Source organism: Streptomyces longisporus, from assembly GCF_039532765.1.
GTDB classification, from domain to species: Bacteria; Actinomycetota; Actinomycetes; order Streptomycetales; family Streptomycetaceae; genus Streptomyces; species Streptomyces longisporus.
In genome coordinates, this window is record NZ_BAAASG010000012.1 from 374620 (window position 1) to 392161 (window position 17542).

Below are 17542 nucleotides of genomic sequence, written 5' to 3' on the forward strand. Positions count from 1 at the left end.
GCATGAGGGCAACGAAGCACGCCGCGCCGCAACCGTGGCGCAGGCGCGGACTGGTCACGGGCCGCCCCCGCGGGGCGGTGCATCTCACCGTCCCGGACGCCGGGCATTGACCAGCTCGCCGGCCGGCCTGCACCGGCCCGCAACCGAGCACGGCCGCCGTTCGAATCCCGGGCCGGGCACTGTTAGGCTGCGCCCCCCGTTGTTGTTAAACGCGCAACTAACGCGCACATCATTGCCAGGAGAGGGCGACCGGGGGATGGTCCTCGATGACGCGTCCGCGGAGTTCCACGAATTCTTCGAACGCCACTATGCCGAACTCGCCCGTCTGGCCCACCTCCTGACCGGTGAGGCCGACGCGGCGGACGACCTCGCAGCGGATGCCCTGGTCGCCCTGTGGCAGCGCTGGGACCGGTTGCGGCAGGCCGACCACCCGGTCGCCTACGCCCGCGGTGTGGTGGCCAACCTGGCGCGGGGACGCATCCGCAGTGCGGTGCGCGAGCGACTGAGGATCACGCTGTTCTGGTCCCGCAGCCCCGAGAAGGTGGAGGGGCCGGACACGGCGGCGGTACTGGACGTCCGCGCGGCGCTCGCCCGGCTGCCGTTTCGCAAGCGGGCCTGTGTGGTGCTGCGGCACGCCTTCGACCTGTCGGAGAAGGACACGGCGGTGGCGCTGGGCATCTCGGTCGGAACGGTGAAGAGCCAGACCTCGAAGGGAATGGCCGAGCTGGAAAGGATACTTGGCGCACGAGCGGCCGGGGACTTGATGCCAGGGAGGAGGAACCGGTGAACGAGGAGATCGCCCGTCGGCTGCGCGAGGCCGCCGAGGCCCACCGGCCCGACCGCGCGAGGATGCTGGCCCGGGTGGAACGCGGCATGGCCGGCCCCGCCGTCCGTCACCGCGCGCGGCCGTTCGCGAGGTCCGGGACCAGGGTCGCGCTCGCCGGGCTCGCCGCCGCCGGCATCCTGGCGACCGGCGGCCTCGCCGTCGCCGCCATCGTCACGCACTCGTCGCCGTCGGCCACCGTGACCACACCGGCCACCCCGTCCCCGGACGCCACCTCCCGGCCACCGGCATCGACCCGCCCCACCCCTGTCGCGCCGGCCCCGGTCACCAGCCCGGGCAGCTCGCGCCCGACTCCGTCGGCCGCCGGTCCGTCACCGTCCGCCGGTGAGAGCCAGAACGGGCCGCTGTGGTCGGCCGGCTCGGAGGATCCGAAGAGCACCGTCTACTGGACGCAGAGCAACCTCGTCCTCAAGACGACCCAGCCGCTCACCTCGCTCACGATCGAGATGCGGATCGTGCAGACCGGCGGGGTGAAGAACACCGGTACCTGGCAGACCCTGCCGAGCGATGACTTCTCCATCACCACCCGGGAGGCCGACGGCATGCTGGTCTACCGCTGGGTCCTCAAACCGGGCCTGACCGTGCCGGCCGGGAGCTATGAGATGGCCGCCCAGTTCAACAACGGCACCGGCGTGCGCAGTGCCGCGGGCGACGCCTACCGCGTCGACGCGCAGGGTCCGGGCGGCTCCGCGTCGGTCCGCGGAGGGTTCGTGCCGGCCCGGTGACCGCCGCTGTGCGGATGGTCGAGCGGATCCTTCCCCGTTCGCGGCAACCTTTGTGCCCGTGGCGGCAACTAGCGGGTGACCAGGGCCGGATCACGGCCCACTGCGCCATAAGGACATGCCGTTGTCAGATCAGAACCGCTCTCATCGCCGCAGACCGGCCACCCGTCGTGTGCTCGCCGCCGCCGTGGTCATCGCCGCCGCGGGTGCCGCTGTACCGCTGGTCGCTCTGGCCGCACACACGCCGAATGACCGCACGCTGGCCGCGGCGGCCGGCAGCGGCCACTACTTCGGTACGGCAGTGTCCTCGGGCAGGCTCGGCGACTCGACGTACTCCACGATTCTCGACCGGGAATTCAACATGATCACCCCGGAGAACGAGATGAAGTGGGACACCACCGAACCCTCCCGCGGCAACTTCAACTTCCGGCCGGCCGACTCGATCGCCGCCCACGCCTCCGCACACGGGCAGCGGATGCGCGGCCACACCCTGGTGTGGCACTCGCAGCTGCCCGCCTGGGTGAAGTCCATCACCGACGCCAACACCCTGCGCAGTGTGATGGACAATCACATCACCACAGAGATGAGCCACTTCAAGGGCAAGATCTACGCCTGGGACGTGGTCAACGAAGCCTTCGCCGACGGCGGCAGCGGTCAGCACCGCAGCTCGGTCTTCCAGGACGTGCTCGGCAACGGCTTCATCGAGGAGGCCTTCCGCACCGCCCGCAACGCCGACCCCTCCGCCAAGCTCTGCTACAACGACTACAACATCGAGAACTGGACCGACGCCAAGACGCAGGGCGTCTACGCGATGGTCAAGGACTTCAAGTCCCGCGGTGTGCCCATCGACTGCGTCGGTTTCCAGAGCCACTTCGGCGCAGGCGGCCCACCGCCGAGCTTCCAGACCACCCTGTCCAAGTTCGCCGCGCTCGGCGTGGACGTCCAGATCACCGAACTCGACATCGCCCAGGCGTCCGCCACCGCGTACACCAACGCCGTCCAGGCGTGCATGAACGTCGCCCGCTGCACGGGCATCACGGTGTGGGGGATCAGGGACAGCGACTCGTGGCGCACCGGTGAGAACCCGCTGCTGTTCGACGCGGGCGGCAACAAGAAGCCTGCCTACGGCGCGGTGCTGACCGCCCTGGGCGGCAGCGGCAGCGGCGGCGGGGCCACGGCGGACGGGGGCCTGTCCTCCGGCACCGTCTACACGCTCTCCAACGCGGCCGCCGGACGCGTTCTCGACGAGCCCGCGGGATACAACGGCAACGGCACCGCGCTCCAGGTGTGGGACGCCAGCGGTGCCGCCAACCAGCAGTGGCGGGCCGCCAAGAACGGCGACGGCTCCTACACGCTGACCAACGTCGCCAGCGGCCGAGTCCTGGACGAGCCGGGCAACCAGACCGGCAACGGCACGAAGACGCAGGTCTGGGACTCCAACGGCGGCGCCAACCAGCACTGGAAGGCCGCCCGGAACAGCGACGGCTCCTTCACCCTGACGAACGTCGCCAGCGGCCGAGCCCTGGAGACCCCCGGCGGCAAGACCGCCAACGGCACCCCCGTCCAGATCTGGGACTCCAACGGCGGCGGCGCCAACCAGCACTGGAACTTCAGGACGTCGACCCCGACAACGCCCACGTCCACGGGCGCCACGTGTGCTCTTCCGTCGACGTACCGGTGGACCTCGACGGGTCCGCTGGCGCAGCCGGCCAACGGGTGGGCCGCGCTGAAGGACTTCACCACCGTGACGTACAACGGCAAGCATCTGGTCTACGGGACGAACTACTCGGGATCGTCCTACGGCTCCATGGCGTTCAGCCCCTTCACGAACTGGGCGGACATGGCCTCGGCACGCCAGACCGGCATGAGCCAGAAAGCGGTGGCGCCCACGCTGTTCTACTTCGCGCCCAAGAAGATCTGGGTGCTGGCTTCCCAGTGGGGGGCGGCGCCCTTCGTCTACCGCACGTCGAGCGACCCCACCGACCCCAACGGCTGGTCCGCGCCGCAGGCGCTGTTCACCGGCAGCATCCCCGGCTCCAGCACGGGCCCGATCGACCAGACCCTGATCGCCGACGGCCAGAACATGTACCTGTTCTTCGCCGGCGACAACGGCAAGATCTACCGGGCGAGCATGCCGATCGGGAACTTCCCGGGCAGCTTCGGCGCGTCGTACACCACGGTCATGAGCGACACGGAGAAGAACCTCTTCGAGGCTCCGCAGGTCTACAAGGTCCAGGGCCAGAACCAGTACCTCATGATCGTCGAGGCCCGGGGTGCCAACGAGCAGCGCTACTTCCGCTCGTTCACGGCCTCCAGCCTGAGCGGTTCGTGGACCCCGCAGGCCGCCACCGAGTCCAACCCCTTCGCGGGCAAGGCCAACAGCGGTGCCGGCTGGACCAACGACATCAGCCACGGCGACCTGGTCCGCAACAACCCCGACCAGACCATGACCATCGACCCCTGCCACCTGCAGTTCCTCTACCAGGGCAAGTCCCCGACAGCGACCGACCCCTACGACCGACTGCCGTACCGGCCGGGTGTCCTCACCCTGCAGCGCTGACCCGCCTGATCCAGGTGATCGCGACCGGGTGCGGTGCACCGGCGCGTAGACGAGCGGTCCACGGCGTGGACACCTCCACCGACTGACCCCCACTCACCGCCTCCAGGAACCCCACCCGTGCGTCGGGTGGGGTTCCCGTCGTCCGGGGGCCAGACGGAGGCCGGCGGGGCTCGTCCGGCAGATGGGTGTGCTCCTGGTAATGACGAAGCGCCCCCATCGGGGAGATGGGGGCGCGTTCGTGCCTTCGCCTGCCTTCGCGCTACTTGAGTGCTGTGCCACCTGAGTTGTGGTAGGCGATGGTCTTGTTGATCAGGTTTCCGCCGTCGGTCTCGGCCGAGGTCTGTTCCTGCTGCCCCGGACCGAAGAGCAGCCCGGCGACATGGGCGTTCGCGACCTGGTCCATGTGTGCGAAGAACCAGTCCACCTTGTCGTCCTTGTAATGGTTGAGGGTGTTGTTCTGTGCCATGTTGCCCACGGGGATCTGCCACAGGACCACCGGCTTGCCCACGGACTCGGCCATCGTCTTGTAGAACGTCAGCGCGGCAGCGGCCTTCTGGTCGGTCCAGAAGTGGTCACTCCCGCCGTGGGCCGGCTGCGCGTACCAGCCCGCGTCGCGGTCCGACACATCGGAGACCAGGAAGTCGGCGTTCTGCGCCCCGAGGTTCGCGTAGTCCTTGACGCATGCCTGTGTGTCGGTCTGCCAGTCGAAGCAGGAAAGGTGCAGCCCCACGGCGGTGTTCGGCGCGTACTTGTGCGCCATCGAGATCAGGCAGCGGGCGAGTCCGGCGGCGCTGTTCTCCTGCGATCCGCAATCCGTCGGATTTGCGCCCGAGACCTGTGCGGGAACCTGGTGCGGATTGCCGAGCGACCGGACGTAGCCCCAGAAGTCGGGCTCAAGGTCGATCGCGTCGTGCGACGCGCCGATCTTCTGCAGGAAGAACCGGTAGTCGTTCAGATACCGGGTGAGCAGGTCGAGCCGATTGATGGCCTTGACCTCGCCCGGACCGTCGCCCTGGCCTGCCGCATCCCCGAGGTCGCGCAACGAGTACCAGGTCCAGAGCATCTTCTGCGGACGCGGGCTGCCCTTGTACGTCGCCTGGGCCGCCACGCTGTCCCGCCAGGTCACGTAAGTGCCGGGTGCCGTGGTGCTCCCGTTCCAGCAGCCCCACCAGCCCGACCATCCGTCGTGGCAGCGCGCTGCCGAGTAGTACTCCGACGAGGGCGCGGGCTGGCTGTGCACATAGGCGTACCGCACGTCGAACGGTGCGGCGGCCGCCGAGGCGTCGGACATCGAGCCGCCGATGAGTACCGTGCTGCTGCCCATGAAACGCTTCGTCGAGCTGCCGCCACCGGCCACGGGAGAGGGCGTCGACGACGGGCGCGAGCTGCTCGGAGCCTGGCTGGCGGGAGCGCTGCCGCTCGGCGCGGTGGGCGTACCGGAGCTGCCGACACTCCCGGCCGGGACGAGTTGCCACTGCTGGTCGGCACCGCCCCGGTCGCGGTTCTGGACGACGTCGCCCCCGTCGGTCTTGGCGGCGTTGTGGACATCGACAGCCATGCCACTGAAGCGATTGACCAAACGCACGTAGCCGTCCGGCGACTTGGCCAGTTTGAACTGCTGGTTGGTGCCGTTGAGGTCTTTCCACTGCACGAGGGCGGAGCCGGCGGTCCTCGACCAGCCGAGGTCGTCCAGCACCTTGCCGGAGTTCCGGTTCTGCAGCCGGTAGTACCCGTCACCCGCGTCGATGAACCGCCACTGCTGGTTGGGGCCGCCATGACGGCTCCACTGCACCACCGCCGCGCCGTCGTTCTTGGCGGAGCCGCGGTCGTCCAGCACCTTGCCGCTGTTGCGGTTGACCAGCACGTACCACTTCTTCAGGTCCAAGGTCTTCTGCTCCGCCGAAGCCTGGCTGACCACCACAGCCGAGCCGGCCACGACCACCATGGCGAGACCCGCCCAGAGACCCCGACGCGCGAGCAACCGACGGCCACGATGCTTCGGGCGACCACCGCGCGCGCCGCCGTCGGCACGGCGCCCGTCGGTGCGGGACGCCATCGACGACGTGGGTGGGCCGGGGACATGTCTGTGCTCTCGTTCCAGGGACACGCCTGTGCTCTCTTTCAGCCGTTGCATCGGACCGGACCGCTTGGCCGGACGACACTGAGTGGTCACAGGGGCCGAAAAGGTTGCCGCGAAGAGCCACAGACATGTCCGCCCGACCGCTACCTGCCGGAGGCGGAGCGGGACGGGGCGAACGCGGGAGGCGGCGCCGTTGCCGGGTGGGGCGAGAAGCAGAATCTCGGTGGTCGTTCCACTCGGCTTCACCACGACGGGAACGGGCCGCTCGGTACGTGCCGAGTGCGAGCGGTGCGTAGCCCTGGCGGCAGCTTGCCCGCAGATCTACCCCTAGAACTGCAACCATAGAAGCCCAGCCTTGCTCACACCTTGCGCCAGGCGCTGAGCAGTTCGTCGGGGCCGTAGGCCGCCTGGAGACCGGAACATCTGATCCCGCTGCGGGAGACCGCCACGAGCGGTACTGGCTCGTCGGTGACCGCCGCCCGGTGCTTCTGCAGTGCGGCCAGGTCGTGGCTGTCGAACGCGGAGTTCTCCAACCACTTGACCGAGCCGAGGAAGAGCAGTTGCTTGGCCACCGGCTGCCGGTCGGCGCCCACCAAGTCGATTTCCACGTCGTTGTTGCGCGTCCAGTACCCGCCGATCGCCGGGGCGGCGGGCAGGAGCCCGTCCGGCAGGAGGCGGGCGAGCGATTCCCGGACCAGGGGCTCGATGGCACGGCCGCGCCAGCTCGTCCACTGCTCCTTGATCCGGCTCAGAGTGAGATCCCCTCGCATCCGCTCGATCTCCGCCATGTGCGGATCCAGGAACGCGAGCCAGAAGCGCAGGTAGGGATCGGCCACGCGGTAGCGGCGCTCCTTCGACGGCCTGAGCGAGAGCGGCAGCTCGGCGGCCACGACCCTTTTCTCGGTCAGGACGTCAGTGGCTCGGGTGAGAGTGGTGTGGGCGATGCCGCCCGCCGCCCGAGCGATGTTGGTGAAGGTTCGCTCCCCGGATCCGATGGCCCGCAGGACTTCCCTGCTCATCGCCTGCGGTGGAAACTCCGCGGCCAGTGACCGTTCAGCGGAGACCAGCAGCGCCGAGATCGGGTTGTCCAGCGAGTCGCGGAGGAACTCCCAGACATCCGCGCCGGCCCGCCACTCGGCACAGATCAGAGGCAGACCTCCCGTGATCAGAGCGGCGTCGAGCGCGGCCGCCGGAGACAGGCCGAGCATTTCGCCGATGTCGGCCGGGTTCAAAGGCCCCACGATCATTTCCCGGCCCCGCTGGTGAAACGGCCGGTCGTAGCCGTTCAGCGCCTCCATCATCGACAGATCGGACCCGACCAGGAGGAGAAGCACCGGCTTGCGGCTGAGCAGCCGGTCCCATGCCCGCTGGAGCATGCCCTCGAAGGCGTCGATGCGGTCCATCAGATACGGAACCTCGTCGATGACGACGACGCTGGGAGTGTCGTCGGGCAGGATCTCCGCAAGCAGTCTGAGTGCCGCATTCCACTGCTCCGGGGTCTCCTCCGAGAACAGTTCCCGCTCCGGCAGGGTGGATCTGGCGACGGCGTCGAGCAGCTCCGTCAGCTCGTCCTCGGCCGAGCCGCCCGCCGCGGTGAAGAAGAGGTAGGGCGTCTCGGTCCGCCGGATGAACTCCTCGACGAGGCTGGACTTGCCGACCCGCCTCCGTCCGCGCATGAGGATGCACTGACCGGGTTTCGCCGACCCGACCGCGTCGTGAACCGCCTGAAAGGCGTTGTCGAGCACGTTCAGCTCGCGATCCCGCCCGATGAAACGACGCATGTAGGCTCCCGATGAAGATAGTATCCCTAGCGATACTATCTGCGGCGACACTATCTGCAGCGATACTGCCTCCCTCCCTTCTCTAGGGCATGAGGCTCATGGCGCTGGATACAGGAGTGCGAAGTTTGGTCGCGTACCGGCGACGAGTGGCACCTTCGGCGTGGCCTTGAGCAGCCGGTCCGCCGGCAGGTGGTGGCGTCGGCGGCGGCGGTGACGGTGCCGCACTGTGTGGCAGGCGCTTCCAGATACGGACCGTTTCCTTGGTGTCTCGGCCACAGGTGCCGTAGCTCGCGGCGCACAGTGATCGTCGGGGCGAGCTGCCGCAGGGAACCGGTCAACGTCGAAGGGCCCCACCGCGAACGGTGGGGCCCTTCGACATTGTGCCCGGTGAGGCACTGGCGGAGGATACGAGATTCGAACTCGTGAGGGGTTGCCCCCAACACGCTTTCCAAGCGTGCGCCCTAGGCCTCTAGGCGAATCCTCCGCCGGAAACATTACATGACGTCGGAGGGTGCTAGCGAACTCGTTCGGGCGCCCGGCGATCGGGTAAGCTGGGCGTCAGCCCCTCACGCGGCGCTATCTGACTGAACTCCCCCAGGGCCGGAAGGCAGCAAGGGTAGGTTGGCTCTGGCGGGTGCGTGGGGGGTCTTGTGTTTCCCGGGATCGGCCGGGCGCATCCGGGCGGCCCGCGTTGTCAGTGGGCGCCTATAACCTCGTATGCGTGTCGTCTCTCGCGCTGTACCGCCGCTATCGCCCGGAGTCGTTCGCCGAGGTCATCGGGCAGGAGCATGTAACCGACCCGCTGCAGCAGGCGCTGCGGAACAACCGGGTCAATCACGCGTACCTGTTCAGCGGGCCGCGCGGCTGCGGCAAGACGACGAGCGCACGCATCCTGGCCCGCTGCCTGAACTGCGAACAGGGACCCACGCCCACGCCCTGCGGGGAGTGCCAGTCCTGTCGTGACCTGGCGCGCAACGGACCGGGCTCCATCGACGTCATCGAGATCGACGCCGCTTCGCACGGCGGCGTCGACGACGCCCGTGAACTGCGCGAGAAGGCCTTCTTCGGGCCCGCCGCCAGCCGGTACAAGATCTACATCATCGACGAGGCCCACATGGTCACGTCGGCCGGCTTCAACGCGCTGCTGAAGGTCGTCGAGGAGCCCCCGGAGCACCTCAAGTTCATCTTCGCGACCACCGAGCCCGAGAAGGTCATCGGGACGATCCGCTCGCGGACGCACCACTACCCGTTCCGTCTCGTGCCACCAGGGACGCTGCGCGAGTACCTCGGCGAGGTGTGCGGCAAGGAGAACATCCCGGTCGAGGACGGCGTGCTGCCCCTGGTCGTCCGGGCCGGTCAGGGTTCCGTGCGTGACTCCATGTCCGTCATGGACCAGCTGCTCGCGGGCGCCGGGGCGGACGGTGTGACGTATGCCATGGCGACCTCGCTCCTCGGCTACACCGACGGTTCGCTCCTCGACTCCGTCGTCGAGGCCTTCGCGACCGGTGACGGGGCCGCCGCCTTCGAGGTCGTCGACCGCATCATCGAGGGCGGCAACGACCCGCGCCGCTTCGTCGCCGACCTGCTGGAGCGACTGCGCGACCTGGTGATCCTCGCCGCCGTGCCGGACGCCGCGGAGAAGGGGCTCATCGACGCCCCGGCCGACGTCGTCGAGCGGATGCAGGCCCAGGCGGGCACCTTCGGTGCCGCCGAGCTCAGCCGCGCCGCCGACCTGGTCAACGAGGGCCTGACCGAGATGCGCGGCGCCAACTCGCCCCGCCTCCAGCTCGAACTGATCTGCGCGCGCGTGCTGCTGCCGGCCGCGTACGGCGACGAGCGTTCGGTGATGGCCCGCCTCGACCGGATCGAGCGGGGCGTCAACTTCTCCGCGGGTGGCGGAGCACCGGCCATGGGTTATGTGCCGGGGCCCGAGGCGCACGGGGGACCGATGCCCGGGACCGTCGGCGGCCCGGCCGGCGCCCCGGTTCCGCCCGGCGGCGGCCCCGCTGCGGCTCGGGCGGCGGTACGGAATGCGGGAGCACCGTCGGCAGGCATGCCGGCCGCTGGTGCTGGTGCCGGCACAGCCGCGCCGGTCGGCCCGGCAGCCCCCGCACCCCCCACCACCGCAGAGCCTGCCGCACCGGTCGCCTCACCGCCGCCTTCTGCCCCGGCCTCCCCCGCCCCCACCCCGGTCACCCCGGCCCCCGCCCCCGGAGCCTGGCCCACCGCGGCCCCCGCGGGCGGCGGCCGACGTCCCGGCGGCTGGCCCACCGCGGCCCCGGCCGGCTCCGGCCAACCCCCGGCCACGCCCAGCGCGCCGGCCGCTCCCGCACCCGCGCCCACGCCTGCTCCGCAGGCGGCGACACCCGCCCCCGCCTCGTCCTACGCGCCCCCGAGCGGCGGCCCGGACCCCCGCATGCTCTGGCCGAACATCCTGGAGGCCGTCAAGAACCGCCGCCGCTTCACCTGGATCCTGCTCAGCCAGAACGCCCAGGTGGCCGGCTTCGACGGCACGACCCTCCAGCTGGGCTTCGTCAACGCGGGCGCCCGCGACAACTTCGCGAGCAGCGGCAGCGAGGACGTGCTGCGCCAGGCGCTGGCCGAGCAGTTCAACGTGCAGTGGAAGATCGAGGCGATCGTCGATCCGTCCGGAGGCTCGGGCCCGCCGCCCGCCCCTTCCAACGGCTCCTACGGCGGAGGCGGCTACGGCAACCCCGGCACCGGCGCGCCCCCACAGCGCCCGGCGACCCCGCCGCCTTCTGCTTCCCCCGCCCCCGCATCACCGCCCCCGACGGCCCAGACCACCCCCACACCCAGCCCCCAGCCCAGGGCCCCGGAACCGCCGCCCCCGGTCTCCCCCGAGGACGACATCCCCGAGGACGACGACCCCGACCTCAACGAATCGGCCCTCTCCGGCCACGAACTGATCGTGCGCGAGCTGGGGGCAACGGTCGTGGAGGAGTTCACGAACGAGTAGGCCGTTCTTCCGGGCGCGGCTTGTTTCTTCCGGGCGGGAGTTCTTCCAGGAAGCTGCTCGTCCGGGCGGAGTTCTTCCAGAAGGGCCTGTTCTTCCGGGCGCGCTGTTCTGGCCGCCGGTCTCGGCATTTCAGCCCGTCCGGCGTTTGAGGACGAGGCCGTTCAGGCCGAAAGCGGGGGTCTGGGGGCGGCAGCCCCCAGGCGTCGGTGCCCCCACCACCCGGCACCGCTTGGAGGAACGTACAGCTCACCGCCCCCCTCCCACTCGGCACCCCACACAAAACCCCCGTTAGGCTGACCCCCGTGAAGGTCCTCGTCATCGGCACCGGCGCCCGCGAACACGCCCTGTGCCGCTCCCTGTCCCTCGACCCCGACGTCACCGCGCTGCACTGCGCCCCCGGCAATGCCGGCATCGCCGAGGTCGCCGAGCTGCACCAGGTCGACGCCCTGGACGGCAAGGCCGTCGCCGCGCTGGCCACCGAACTGGGCGCCGACCTCGTGGTCGTGGGCCCGGAGGCACCCCTCGTCGCCGGGGTCGCCGACGCGGTGCGCGAGGCGTGCATCCCGGTCTTCGGCCCCGCCAAGGAGGCCGCGCAGCTCGAGGGCTCCAAGGCCTTCGCGAAGGACGTCATGGCGGGAGCGGGCGTGCCCACCGCACGCTCGTACGTCTGCACGACCCCGGAAGAGGTCGACGAGGCCCTCGACGCCTTCGGTGCCCCGTACGTCGTCAAGGACGACGGCCTCGCCGCCGGCAAGGGCGTCGTCGTCACCGCCGACATCGAGGCGGCCAGGGCGCACGCCAACTCCTGCGAGCGCGTCGTCATCGAGGAGTTCCTGGACGGCCCCGAGGTCTCCCTCTTCGCCATCACCGACGGCGAGACGGTCGTCCCGCTGCAGCCCGCTCAGGACTTCAAGCGCGCGCTCGACGGCGACGAGGGCCCGAACACCGGCGGCATGGGCGCGTACTCGCCGCTGCCGTGGGCCGACCCGAAGCTGGTCGAGGAGGTCCTGCAGACGGTCCTGCAGCCGACCGTCGACGAGATGCGCCGCCGCGGCATCCCCTTCTCCGGCCTTCTCTACGCCGGTCTTGCGATCACCTCGCGCGGCGTCCGGGTCATCGAGTTCAACGCCCGCTTCGGCGACCCCGAGACCCAGGTGGTGCTGGCCCGTCTGAAGACCCCGCTGGCCGGCGTCCTGCTCGCCGCCGCGAACGGCACCCTCCAGGACCTGCCGCCCCTGCGCTGGAGCGAGGACGCCGCGGTCACCGTGGTCGTCGCCTCGCACAACTACCCCGGCACCCCCCGCACCGGCGACCCGATCACCGGCCTCGACGAGGTGGCCGCCCAGGACGCCCCGCACGCGTACGTCCTGCATGCCGGCACGAAGCACGACGGTGACACGGTGGTCAGCGCCGGCGGCCGCGTCCTGTCCGTCACGGCGACCGGCAAGGACCTCACCGAGGCCCGCGACCGCGCGTACCGGGCCGTCTCCCGCATCCATCTCGACGGCTCCCAGCACCGCACGGACATCGCGGCGAAGGCGGCGCAGAACGCCTGACCTGACCGCGGCGTCCACACCCGCCGACCAACCCATCGGGCCCCGAATCCGTCTAAGGATTCGGGGCCCGGCGCGTTCGCGGCCGGGTTCCGGGTCGGGTTCGGGACCAGAGGCCTGATCTTCGCTTTCCGTCATCCACCTCTCCCCAAAGCCATTCCATCGAGTGACCGATACCCCATCCGGCTGACGTGGGCCGAGGCCCCAACTAGGGTGCGGCGCAAGCGGTCCGGCACTTGGCCCACCGGCATTGCGATGTCAGTGGCGGGTGCCACAGTGGGGGAGTGAGCAACGCCAGGACAGACGCGCAGCCAGGACAGCTTGGGAGGGGGTGAGGACCGGCCGTGACCGGTAACGGTATGGGTGTGGAAGCGGGCGCGCAGGCAGCGCGCGCGAGGGCCCTCGCCGTGCTGCGCATCCGCAGCAGGGCGCTGGCGGTGGCGGTGCTGCCCGCGGCGGTCGCCGTGATCCTGCTGGCCGGCGGTTCCACGGACCACCTGGTGGGCCCCTTCTGGCACGCCGCCCGCTGGGCCATGACCCCCCTCGCCGTCCTCGTCCTGCTCGCCGCGGGTGCCATCGCGCTGGTCGTCGCCCGCGCCCGCCCGGCCGTCAGCCCGACGGTCCCGATCGCCGAGGAGTCGGCCCCGGACCTGTACCGGATGGTGCGCGATCTCGCCGACCGGCTCGACGTGCCCGCACCCTCGGCGATAGCGCTCACCCCGGACTGCGACAGCTGGCTCGAGGACCGCACCCACCCGGCGCACGGCCCGCCCCCCACGGCGGAGCGGGACGAGATAGCGGGCATGCGGGGAGCCCACCGGCGCACGGCCGCCGCACCGGTCCTGGTCATCGGCTCCCCCTTCCTGTGGTGGATGCGCGTCGGCGAACTGCGCGCGGTCCTCGCTCCGGTCGTCGCCGGTACGGGACCCTCCGCCCACCCGGACATAGCAGCGGCCCGCCGCTTCGTACGGGGCCTGGACGCGGCGGTGGCCGTCGGCTCGACGCCCGGTCGCTGTCCGCTGACCCGCGGGGTGTGCGCGAGCATCGGCTGGGTGGCCCGTCTGCTGCTGCGCAGCTGCCGGGAGCATGCGGCGCAGATGGAGCGAGGAGTGGCGGCCGCGGCCTCCGAGCGTGCACAGGCTGTGGACTACGGCCTCAGGATCGTCGCGCAGGAACAGGTGGGCCTGGCCTACGCCGGCTGGGACCGCCTGCTGACCCGGGTCGCGCTGCCCGCCTGGCGGATGGGCCGCTGGCCCTCCCGACTGGACGCGGGAGTGGTGGCGGCCCTCACCGAACTCTCCCGCCGCGACCGTCTGGCCGAGGGCTTCGCCTCCCGGCTGGGCGAGCGTCCCGCCTGCGACCTGCTGGAAGAGCCCGGCGCGGTGGACGGGGCGGCCTCACTCCTCGCCGCCCGCCTCTTCCACGGCGGCCCCGCAGAGTCCGGCCCCGACTGGGCGCCGGTCGACTGGGACGAGTACCCGGAGGAGGTCGTGGACCGCAAATGGCGCACCGACGCGGCCCGCCTCCACCGGGTCCTGGACACCCTGGGCGTCAGCCACACCCCCGACCCCGGCACCCCGCCCCCCGACGGCCCCACCCTCTCCAGAATCCTCGACCACCTGTCGACCCCGGATCTCCCCCGGAACGACCCTGCAGCCGCCGACGGCGAGGACCACCCACAGGGGCCACCCGCCCTCGACGCCGAAGGTGGTACGGGCGGTGAGGGTGGGAACTGCCAGGCCGAAGGCGAAGCCGAGGCCGAACGCCCCGAGCCCGAGAACGAACGCACGGCCACCCTCGCCGCAGGCCTCACCGCCGAACTCGCCCGCGAGGGGGCCACAGCCGCCACCCCCGCGGAGCGAACCGCCCCCGACGCCGCCTTCTGGGACGAGGCCACGCTTCCGCTCTTCCCGCTCCAACCACCGAGAACAGCTCGCGAGTTGCTCGCGGACCACGTCACCGCGATGGTCTGCTGCGCCGCCATGGACACCGCAGGCGCCACGCCCGGCCTCGACTGGCTCGACGGCCCGTCCCTGCTCATCAAGGGCGAACGGGCCACGGACCTGACCCCCCGCGTCCTCAGCCTGGTGGAGGACGGCGACCCGGCCCCTCTGCGGGCCTGGCTTCTCGAATCCGGCATACGCCCCGAGAAGCCCGTCCGGCTTGTGTGACGGTCAACGGTTCCGGAACCCCCCATTCCACTTTCGGCCAATTCGCAACGAATAGTGACCACATGGGTGCGCAATGTGATGTGCTGGGACCGATCGAGCACATGGCAAGGGCTTGCGGCACAAGCCGGGTACGCCAGGGCCACAAGCCAGGCACGCCACACCATGCGACAGGCACACCACGCGACCGCGGGGCATCGAGGGAGGGGAGCGACCATGGGGCAGGAGCAGATCCGCCGCTGGGAATCCGGGGCGCTGGCGCATGCCGTGACCGACCCCTTCGGCCAGGGCCCGCTGCCCTGGCTCCGCGGCAGCGAGACGTACTTCGACGACACCGGCCAGGTGGTCCCCTGGTACGTGGACGCCCCCCAGCAGTCGGCGGGTGACTCCCAGGACACCCCCCGCGTCCCGGCCCCGCGAGCCGCCGGCGGCCCCCGCTCCGCGGACGACGTCCGCCGCCAGATCAAGGGCTTCATCTCCACCGGTGCGGTCGCCCCGGGCGAGGCCGTCGACTTCCACATCACGGTCGACCCGCCCCAGGAGTTCAGCGTCGACATCTACCGCATCGGCCACTACGGCGGCGACGGCGCCGCCAAGATCACCACCAGCCCCCGCCTCTCCGGCATCGTCCAACCCCCGCCGCTCGCAGCTGACCGCACGGTGTCCTGCCACCACTGGTGGCTCTCCTGGCGCCTGCAGATCCCGAGCTACTGGAGCATCGGCGCCTACGTCGCCGTACTCACCACCGTCGACGGCTACCGCTCCCACATCCCCTTCACGGTCCGCGACAAGCACCCCGCGGACCTGCTCCTGCTGCTGCCGGACGTCACCTGGCAGGCGTACAACCTCTACCCGGAGGACGGGCGCACGGGCGCGAGTCTCTACCATGCCTGGGACGAACAGGGCCGTCTGCTGGGCGAGTCCGACGCGGCGACCACGGTCTCCTTCGACCGCCCGTACGCCGGAGCCGGCCTCCCCCTGCACGTGGGCCACGCCTACGACTTCATCCGCTGGGCGGAGCGCTATGGCTACGACCTCGCCTACGCCGACGCCCGCGACCTGCACGCCGGGCACGTGGACCCCACCCGCTACCGCGGCCTGGTCTTCCCGGGGCACGACGAGTACTGGTCGGCCAACATGCGCCGCACGGTCGAACTCGCCCGCGAGCAGGGCACGTCCCTCGTCTTCCTCTCCGCCAACACCATGTACTGGCAGGTGGAGTTGGGCCCGTCCCCGTCCGGCGTCCCCGACCGTCTGCTGACCTGCCGCAAACGCAAAGGCCCCGGCCGGCCCGTCCTGTGGCGCGAGATCGACCGCCCCGAGCAGCAACTGGTCGGCATCCAGTACGCGGGCCGGGTCCCCGACCCCCACCCCCTGATCGTCCGCAACGCCGACCACTGGCTGTGGGAGGCGACCGGCGCCCACGAGGGCGACGAGATCGAGGGTCTGGTCGCGGGCGAGGCGGACCGCTACTTCCCGCGCACCCCGCTCCCCGAGCACGAGGAGCGCATCCTGCTCGCCCACTCCCCGTACACCGACTCCGAGGGCACCCTCCGCCACCAGGAGACCTCCCTCTACCGAGCCCCCTCCGGCGCCCTGGTCTTCGCGTCCGGGACCTTCGCCTGGTCCCCGGCCCTGGACCGTCCGGGCCACGTCGACACCCGCGTCCAGCGCGCCACGGCCAACCTGCTGGACCGCATCTGCAAACGTGACTGAACTCACGTAAGCCCACGTCACCGCCCCTTTCGAGCCCACCCCACTCCAAAGGCGATCCCTGGCATACGGGAGAATCGACCCCATTGGACAGAACCACGGGGAGGAACCGTGTCCGGATTCGTAGAAAAGCCCGAGCCGATCCAGGTTCCGGGCCTGGTTCATCTCCACACCGGCAAGGTGCGCGAGCTGTACCAGAACGAGGCCGGCGACCTCGTCATGGTCGCCAGCGACCGTATCTCCGCCTTCGACTGGGTGCTGCCGACCGAGATCCCCGACAAGGGCCGCGTCCTCACCCAGCTCTCCCTGTGGTGGTTCGACCAGATCGCCGATCTGATCCCCAACCACGTGATCGGCACCGACCTGCCCGCCGGCGCCCCCGCCGACTGGGCCGGCCGCACCCTCGTCTGCAAGTCGCTGCAGATGGTCCCGGTGGAGGCCGTCGCCCGCGGCTACCTCACCGGCTCGGGCCTGCTGGAGTACAACGAGTCCCGCACGGTCTGCGGCCTCGCCCTCCCTGAGGGCCTGGTCGACGGCAGCGAACTCCCCGCCCCGATCTTCACCCCGGCCACCAAGGCCGAGGTCGGCGAGCACGACGAGAACGTCTCCTACGAGGAGGTCGCCCGCCAGGTCGGCGCGGACACCGCCGCCCGACTGCGCCAGGCCACCCTCGCCGTCTACGGCCGGGGCCGGGACATCGCCCGGGACCGCGGCATCATCCTCGCGGACACCAAGTTCGAGTTCGGCTTCGACGGCGAGACCCTGGTCCTCGCGGACGAGATCCTCACCCCGGACTCCTCCCGCTTCTGGCCGGCCGACCAGTGGCAGCCTGGCCGTGCCCAGCCGTCGTACGACAAGCAGTTCGTCCGGGACTGGCTGACCTCGCCGGAGTCCGGCTGGGACCGCAAGAGCGAGCAGCCCCCGCCCCCGCTGCCGCAGCAGGTCGTGGACGCGACCCGGGCGAAGTACATCGAGGCGTACGAGCGCCTGACCGGCACGAGCTGGAGCTAGGGCAACGGAAAGACCCCGGTCCGGTGGACCGGGGTCTCATTCCCGAGCGGACGACGAGGCTCGAACTCGCGACCTCAACCTTGGCAAGGTTGCGCTCTACCAACTGAGCTACGTCCGCAGTGCGCCGTGGCGC

Annotated in this window: 10 protein-coding genes, 2 tRNA genes and 1 other RNA gene; 9 read left to right on the forward strand and 4 right to left on the reverse strand. The window is 70.7% G+C overall.

Features of this window, described 5'->3' with window-relative positions; translation table 11 throughout:
- Window positions 1–256: 256 nt before the first annotated feature.
- From ABD355_RS27440 to ABD355_RS27450, 3 genes are all read left to right on the forward strand, one after another.
- On the forward strand, window positions 257–787 hold the full coding sequence (locus ABD355_RS27440) for a SigE family RNA polymerase sigma factor (protein WP_344403357.1): 531 nt from the start codon (window positions 257–259) through the stop codon (window positions 785–787).
- Window positions 784–1569: a hypothetical protein gene (locus ABD355_RS27445; protein ID WP_344403358.1), complete on the forward strand. Its 786-nt coding sequence runs from the start codon at window positions 784–786 to the stop codon at window positions 1567–1569. The genes ABD355_RS27440 and ABD355_RS27445 overlap by 4 nt, the downstream gene beginning before the upstream one ends.
- A gap of 115 nt (window positions 1570–1684) precedes the next feature.
- Complete coding sequence (locus tag ABD355_RS27450; RefSeq protein WP_344403359.1) at window positions 1685–4126, forward strand: non-reducing end alpha-L-arabinofuranosidase family hydrolase; 2442 nt, start codon at window positions 1685–1687, stop codon at window positions 4124–4126.
- A 259-nt stretch (window positions 4127–4385) separates the two neighbouring features.
- On the opposite strand, the gene ABD355_RS27455 is transcribed toward ABD355_RS27450, so the two are convergent.
- The 3 genes from ABD355_RS27455 to ABD355_RS27465 all read right to left on the reverse strand — a co-directional run bounded on the left by ABD355_RS27455 (window position 4386) and on the right by ABD355_RS27465 (window position 8471).
- Window positions 4386–6071 carry an RICIN domain-containing protein gene (locus ABD355_RS27455; RefSeq protein ID WP_344403360.1) on the reverse strand — a complete coding sequence of 562 codons (1686 nt, stop codon included), beginning with the start codon at window positions 6069–6071 and terminating at the stop codon, window positions 4386–4388.
- Between the two features lie 494 nt (window positions 6072–6565).
- Window positions 6566–7987 carry an ATP-binding protein gene (locus ABD355_RS27460; RefSeq protein WP_344403362.1) on the reverse strand — a complete coding sequence of 474 codons (1422 nt, stop codon included), beginning with the start codon at window positions 7985–7987 and terminating at the stop codon, window positions 6566–6568.
- 396 nt (window positions 7988–8383) lie between these two features.
- A tRNA-Ser gene (locus ABD355_RS27465) sits at window positions 8384–8471 on the reverse strand.
- A 73-nt stretch (window positions 8472–8544) separates the two neighbouring features.
- On the opposite strand from ABD355_RS27465, the gene ffs reads away from it, so the two are divergent.
- The 6 genes from ffs to ABD355_RS27495 all read left to right on the forward strand — a co-directional run bounded on the left by ffs (window position 8545) and on the right by ABD355_RS27495 (window position 17409).
- Window positions 8545–8641, forward strand: an RNA gene (ffs, locus tag ABD355_RS27470) — signal recognition particle sRNA small type.
- A gap of 67 nt (window positions 8642–8708) precedes the next feature.
- On the forward strand, window positions 8709–10964 hold the full coding sequence (locus ABD355_RS27475) for a DNA polymerase III subunit gamma and tau (RefSeq protein WP_344403363.1): 2256 nt from the start codon (window positions 8709–8711) through the stop codon (window positions 10962–10964).
- Window positions 10965–11266: 302 nt separating this feature from the next.
- The gene (gene purD / locus ABD355_RS27480; RefSeq protein WP_344403364.1) at window positions 11267–12520 is read left to right on the forward strand and encodes a phosphoribosylamine--glycine ligase; all 1254 of its coding nucleotides are present in this window, start codon (window positions 11267–11269) and stop codon (window positions 12518–12520) included.
- Between the two features lie 356 nt (window positions 12521–12876).
- Window positions 12877–14688 carry a M48 family metalloprotease gene (locus ABD355_RS27485; RefSeq protein ID WP_344403478.1) on the forward strand — a complete coding sequence of 604 codons (1812 nt, stop codon included), beginning with the start codon at window positions 12877–12879 and terminating at the stop codon, window positions 14686–14688.
- Between the two features lie 213 nt (window positions 14689–14901).
- Window positions 14902–16401 carry a N,N-dimethylformamidase beta subunit family domain-containing protein gene (locus ABD355_RS27490; protein ID WP_344403366.1) on the forward strand — a complete coding sequence of 500 codons (1500 nt, stop codon included), beginning with the start codon at window positions 14902–14904 and terminating at the stop codon, window positions 16399–16401.
- Window positions 16402–16509: 108 nt separating this feature from the next.
- A complete protein-coding gene (locus ABD355_RS27495; protein ID WP_344403367.1) occupies window positions 16510–17409 on the forward strand; it encodes a phosphoribosylaminoimidazolesuccinocarboxamide synthase in 900 nt (299 codons plus the stop codon).
- A 45-nt stretch (window positions 17410–17454) separates the two neighbouring features.
- Here the strand turns inward: ABD355_RS27495 and ABD355_RS27500 are convergent.
- A tRNA-Gly gene (locus tag ABD355_RS27500) sits at window positions 17455–17527 on the reverse strand.
- Window positions 17528–17542: the final 15 nt, after the last annotated feature.